General features: G+C 72.5%; 5 protein-coding genes. 3 read left to right on the top strand and 2 right to left on the bottom strand.

The window, feature by feature from the left end; genetic code table 11:
- Window positions 1-112: 112 nt before the first annotated feature.
- Complete coding sequence (locus tag ACFWOG_RS33830; protein WP_380363038.1) at window positions 113-859, bottom strand: hypothetical protein; 747 nt, start codon at window positions 857-859, stop codon at window positions 113-115.
- A gap of 144 nt (window positions 860-1,003) precedes the next feature.
- On the opposite strand from ACFWOG_RS33830, the gene ACFWOG_RS33825 reads away from it, so the two are divergent.
- On the top strand, window positions 1,004-1,720 hold the full coding sequence (locus tag ACFWOG_RS33825; protein ID WP_380363037.1) for a prepilin peptidase: 717 nt from the start codon (window positions 1,004-1,006) through the stop codon (window positions 1,718-1,720).
- Window positions 1,721-1,862: 142 nt separating this feature from the next.
- On the opposite strand, the gene ACFWOG_RS33820 is transcribed toward ACFWOG_RS33825, so the two are convergent.
- The gene (locus ACFWOG_RS33820) at window positions 1,863-3,482 is read right to left on the bottom strand and encodes a carbohydrate binding domain-containing protein (protein ID WP_329879721.1); all 1,620 of its coding nucleotides are present in this window, start codon (window positions 3,480-3,482) and stop codon (window positions 1,863-1,865) included.
- A gap of 406 nt (window positions 3,483-3,888) precedes the next feature.
- Between ACFWOG_RS33820 and ACFWOG_RS33815 the strand changes: the two genes are divergently transcribed.
- Complete coding sequence (locus tag ACFWOG_RS33815; protein ID WP_329879722.1) at window positions 3,889-4,683, top strand: isoprenyl transferase; 795 nt, start codon at window positions 3,889-3,891, stop codon at window positions 4,681-4,683.
- A 337-nt stretch (window positions 4,684-5,020) separates the two neighbouring features.
- Window positions 5,021-5,145 (top strand): PIN domain-containing protein (locus tag ACFWOG_RS33810; RefSeq protein ID WP_355406000.1); only part of this gene is annotated, 125 nt, incomplete at its 3' end.

Genomic DNA, 5,145 nt, shown 5'->3' with positions numbered 1-5,145 from the left:
TGCCCCCATATTTTGGGGCATCACCGGGGGGGCCCGGCGCGTTAGGTGGCCCCCCCCCGGCCCCGCCCGGACGCTACTGCTCAGCCACTCCTTGGATCGGGAGGCGGAGGCGTCAGCTCGCCTTCCAGATCAGTGGCTGGGTGTCCAGAACGCTGCCGAAGGTGAGGAACTGCGGCGGTGTGTCGTTGGGCACGAGATAGACGGCACACTGCTGCTGGCTCTGGCCGTCGGCGAGCGTGCCGGGCTTCTTGCCGGAGTCGCAGGCCGGGATGGACTTCAGGATGGTCGGGGCCGCCAGGATGCCGGTCGCCTTGGCGTCGGTGTTCACCTTGAACCGCATCATGAAGTACTCGTCGTTCAGCGGGGCGCCCGTCCTGTTGGTGAACGAGACGGTCACGTAGTACGGCGTCTTGCCGGCGACGTCGGCGGGCTTGAAGTTGAACGGGGCGAGGTCGGCGGCGGTGCCCTTGACCACCGAGACCGGGGTCACGTCGGCCTTGGTCTTGCCGAGGTAGCTGCCGGTGGCGGTCAGCGGCAGCGGGTTCTCGAAGGTGATCTTGCTGCCGCCCCCGCTCGCCCCGCCGATCGGGTTGCCGCTGGTGGCGGCCGAGGGGGCGGGGTTGGCGGTCGCGGTGCCGCCGCCTCCCGCCGCGCCGCCGCCGGTGGCCGCCGGGGCCCCGGTGGGTGCGGTGGTCGGCGCGCCCGTGGGGGCCCCCGCCGGAGCGCCCGCCGTGGTGCCGGCGGCGGTCGGGGCGGCGACGACGGCCGGGTCGTCGTTCTCCGGCCCGCAGGCCGTCAGGGCCAGCGCCAGCGCCGCGACCGGGACGGCCGCGCGCAGAGTGGTCCGGTGCTTCGTCAAGGTGTGTCTCCCCCGTGGATGATGTGGTCGGTCGCGGCACCCGGATCAAGGGGTGCCGCCTGAGTCGGACGCGGACGGCGTCCGGCCGGTTCCTGACCGGGACCCGCCGGATCGTACCGTCGCCGCGCGGAGGGGGAGGACGTCGTGATCGCGAGCGTGGTCGGGGCCGTGCTGGCCGGTCTGCTGGCGGCGCCGGCACTGCGTGGCCTGGTGGTGCGGTACGCCGTGCCCGAGGGCGAGCCGTGGCGCACCACCTGCCCGTCCTGCGCGCGGGAGCTGCGCGGGCTGCCGCCGACCGGCCGCTGCCCGGGCTGCCGGACCGGGCTGGGCCCGGGCGCCTGGCAGGTGGAGGCGGTCACCGCCGCCGCGGCCGCCGCCGCGCTGACGGCCGGCCGGCCGTCCGACGCGCTGCTGCTGCTCTGGGCGGCCGGCGTCGGGGTGGTGCTCGGCTTCACCGACGCCCGGGTGCACCGGCTGCCGTACCCGCTGAGCTGGACGCTGGCGGCGGGGCTCGCGGTGCTGCTGACGGTGCTGGAACTGGTGGACGGCAGCCCGGACGTGCTGCTGCGCTGCCTGCTGGTGACGCTGGCGGCCGGCGCGCTGTTCGAACTGCCGGTCTGGCTGGGACTGATGGGCCCCGGGGACAGCGTGCTGGCACTCGGCCTCGGCGCGCTGCTCGGACGGTACGGCTGGTCCGCGGCGCTGACCGGGCTGATCACGGTCGTGCTGCTGGCCGGGCTCTGGTCGGTCGGCGTGCTGGTGGCGGCCCTGGTGCGCCGGCGTCCGGTGCGCGGCCGGGAGGTGCCGATGGGTCCGTTCCTGCTGCTCGGCACCTTGCTCACGGTCCTGGTCCAGCCGTAGCGCGGGGCGGCCCCGAGCTACGGCTGGACCGTGGCGCACCCGCCCCGGAAACGGCGGACGGGCCCGTCGTACCGGTCAAGGTACGACGGGCCCGGCGCCGACGCGCTGGCCCCACCCTCACGGGGCGGCGCGCCGTGGGGGATTACGGCATCTGGTGGACGAACGGGCCGACCGCGTTGGAGAACGCGTTGCCGTTGTTGGCGTCCCAGTTGGTGGACCAGGTCATCGCGCCGCGGATGGTCGGCCACTTGGCCGGCGGGACGAAGCTGCCACAGTTCTTGCCGGTGGCCAGGCAGTCCAGGGCGTTGTTCACGACGCTCGGCGAGACGTAGCCGCCGCCGGCCGCCTTGGAGGAGGCGGGGACGCCGATGCCGACCTGGTCGGGCCGCAGGCCGCCCTGGATGTGGGTGCAGACCTGGGCGGTGATGAAGTCGATGGTGCCCTGGTTGTAGACCTTGCCGTCGCAGCCGTTCATGCCGCCCGAGTTGTAGAACTGGGTGTTGACGACGGTCAGGATGTCCTTGGTGTTCAGCGCCAGCTGGAAGTAGGAGCCGGCGGTGGAGTACATCCCGATGGTCTCCGGCGCCATCGTCAGGATGAAGCTCGGGCCGACCTTGGCCTGCAGGGCGTGCAGCGCGTTGCCCAGGTGGGTCGGGTTGAGGCCGTTCTCCAGGTCGACGTCGAGGCCGTCGAAGCCGTAGTCCTTGATGACCGCGTAGGCGGTCTCGACGAAGGCGCTCGCGGCGGCCGCGTCGTTGACGTGGATGGCGCCGTTCTGGCCGCCGATGGAGATGATGACCTTCTTGCCGGCCGCCTGCTTGGCCTTCACGTCGGCCCGGAACTGGGCGTCGGTGTAGCCGCCGAGGCCCGCGGAGAGCTCCGCGTCCAGCTTGAAGGTGATGGCGCCGGGGCGGTTGGCGACGGAGTCGGCGAACGAGACCGCGATGATGTCGTACGCGCTCTGGACGTCGCTCAGCTTCTGGAGGTTGTTGCCCTTGTTGTCGAAGTTGTGCCAGTAGCCGGTGACGACGTGCTTCGGCAGGCCGGTGTTGGGGTTGCCGGTGCTGGTCGCCGTGGGGGTCGGCGTGACCGTCTGGGTGGGGGTCGGGGTGACGGTCTGGGTCGGCGTCGCGGTGGCCGTGGGGGAGGCCGTCGTGGTCGGCGTGGCCGTGGCGGTCGGCGTCGGGGTGGGGGTGACGGTCGGGGTGGGGGTCGGGGTGGTGGTCCCGCCCGGGCCGCTCAGCACGACGTCGTCGGCGAGGTAGGCGCTCTGGCCGTACCAGCCGTGCAGGTAGAGGGTGAGGCTGGTGGCGTTGGCGCCGGTGGTGAAGGTGGTGGAGAGCTGGTTCCAGCTGTTCTGGTTGGACCAGGCGCTCGGGTCGGTGCCGCCGGTGCCGCGCGCGCCGAGGTAGACGTACGGACCCTGGACCCAGGCACTGAGGGTGTAGCTGGTGTTGGGCAGCACGCTGATGGTCTGGGTGCACTCGGCGGTGTCCGCGGCGCCCGGGGTGGCCTGCAGCGCGCCGGCACCCGAGTGGACCGGGGTGGTGACGACGCGGGCGGCGCCGGTACAGGTCCAGCCGCTCAGCGAGCCGGAGTCGAAGCCACCGTTGCCGACGAGGTTCCCGGCGGCGGCGTTGGCGCCCCCGGCGAAGAGGGCGAGCCCGGTGCCGGCCAGCGCGAGGGCGGTGGCGCCGGCGGCGAGGGCGGGGAGGGGGCTGCGCCGACGCTTGTGCGCGGGCTGGTTCAGCGTACGGGCCATGGAGGTGCGCTCCTGTGGGGAGGAGCGGCCGCCGCGGTGGGGGGCGCGGCGGCCGCGTGTGGGGGAGGGGAGGTCCGCAGTACTGCCTCGGTGGGGCGGTCCGGTTGTGTTCGTTCCGCCTTGGGTCAAAAGCTGGACTAGACCATTAGTGGTCGTCAAGCATTGAACCGTCGGCTTACGGATTCCTTAAGGAATCGGAGACCGTTCCGTATCCGGCGCCCCTGTGGACACCCGGGGTTCTCGCGGGCGCCTTCCGGCCATCCGGGCCACACGCGTCGCAACAGACTCCGCACCGGACCGTGACCCTCCCGGGACCTGCGGCTTTCCTTGCCGACACAACGCGGGAGTAGGCTGCGCCGGGGGTTGTGAAGCACCCGGTGAAGTGAGCACGGAGGGGCCGAAAAGCATGGGTCTGCGCGATGTCGTCGAACGCACGCCGGGTCTGCGCACCCTGCTGGACGGGATGTACGGCCTGTACGGCCGTCGGGTCGAGGTGCACCTCGCCCGAACCCCGCACCACATCGGCGTGATCCTCGACGGCAACCGCCGCTGGGCCAAGGCGACCGGCGGGTCCACCGCCTACGGTCACCAGCGCGGGGCCGACAAGATCAGCGAGTTCCTCGGCTGGTGCGACGAGACCCACGTCAAGGTCGTCACCCTGTGGATGCTCTCCACCGACAACCTCTCCCGCCCGGCCGGCGAACTGGTCCCGCTGCTCGGGATCATCGAGGACGCCGTCACCAACCTGGCCGCCGCCCGCCGCTGGCGGGTCAACCCGGTCGGTGCACTGGACCTGCTGCCGCAGCACACCGCCGACGTCCTCAAGAAGGCCGCCGAGGAGACCGCCGGGATCGACGGGATCACCGTGAACGTGGCCGTCGGCTACGGCGGCCGGCACGAGATCGCCGACGCCGTCCGCTCGCTGCTCCAGGAGCACGCCGGGCGGGGCACCTCGATCGAGGAGTTGGCCGAGATCCTCGACGTCGAGCACATCGCCGAGCACCTCTACACGAGGGGGCAGCCCGACCCCGACCTGGTCATCCGCACCTCGGGCGAGCAGCGGCTCTCCGGCTTCCTGCTCTGGCAGAGCGCGCACAGCGAGTTCTACTTCTGCGAGGCGTACTGGCCGGCCTTCCGGAAGGTCGACTTCCTGCGGGCGCTGCGCGCCTACGAGGAGCGGCACCGGCGGATGGGACTCTGACCCGGCGCGTACCGCGACCGCGGTCGAGGAGGCCCGGCCCGCCCGGGAGCGCCGTGCGGGCACGGCCGGAGGGGCTGACTGAGACTGACTGAGGGGCTGACTGAGGGGCCGCCGGGCGGGACCGGTCGCCGCCCGGGCGGAGAGCGCCGTAGGGGCTGATCTACCCGGTGGCGGGGCGAGGCCAAACGTTCACCGGCAATGATCCGTCAGTTCGCCGAGGACGCGAATGCACCGCCCCCCGCCTGGGAATACTCCAGGCAGACCGGCCCCGAGGCCACCGGGGCAGCGGGGGCCGGCTTGCCGCGGATGACGCAGGGTCATCCGCCCTGGAGGCCTAGTGGTCAGTTCCAAGAGCCGCCGGACACCAGACCGGCGCACGTACGTTCTCGACACCAGCGTGCTCCTGGCGGACCCTCTCGCCATGACCCGCTTCGAGGAGCACGAGGTCGTTCTCCCGGTGGT

It is taken from the genome of Kitasatospora sp. NPDC058406, from assembly GCF_042722765.1.
In the GTDB taxonomy this organism is placed as follows: domain Bacteria; phylum Actinomycetota; class Actinomycetes; order Streptomycetales; family Streptomycetaceae; genus Kitasatospora.
The sequence above is the reverse complement of the archived record's forward strand: the minus strand, read 5'-3'. Positions and strand labels throughout refer to the sequence as shown.

Excerpts from the sequence above, each read along its gene's own strand:
- ACFWOG_RS33815 (WP_329879722.1), top strand. The coding sequence starts at position 3,889 with ATGGGTCTGCGCGATGTCGTCGAACGCACGCCGGGTCTGCGCACCCTG.
- ACFWOG_RS33820 (WP_329879721.1), bottom strand. The coding sequence starts at position 3,482 with ATGGCCCGTACGCTGAACCAGCCCGCGCACAAGCGTCGGCGCAGCCCC.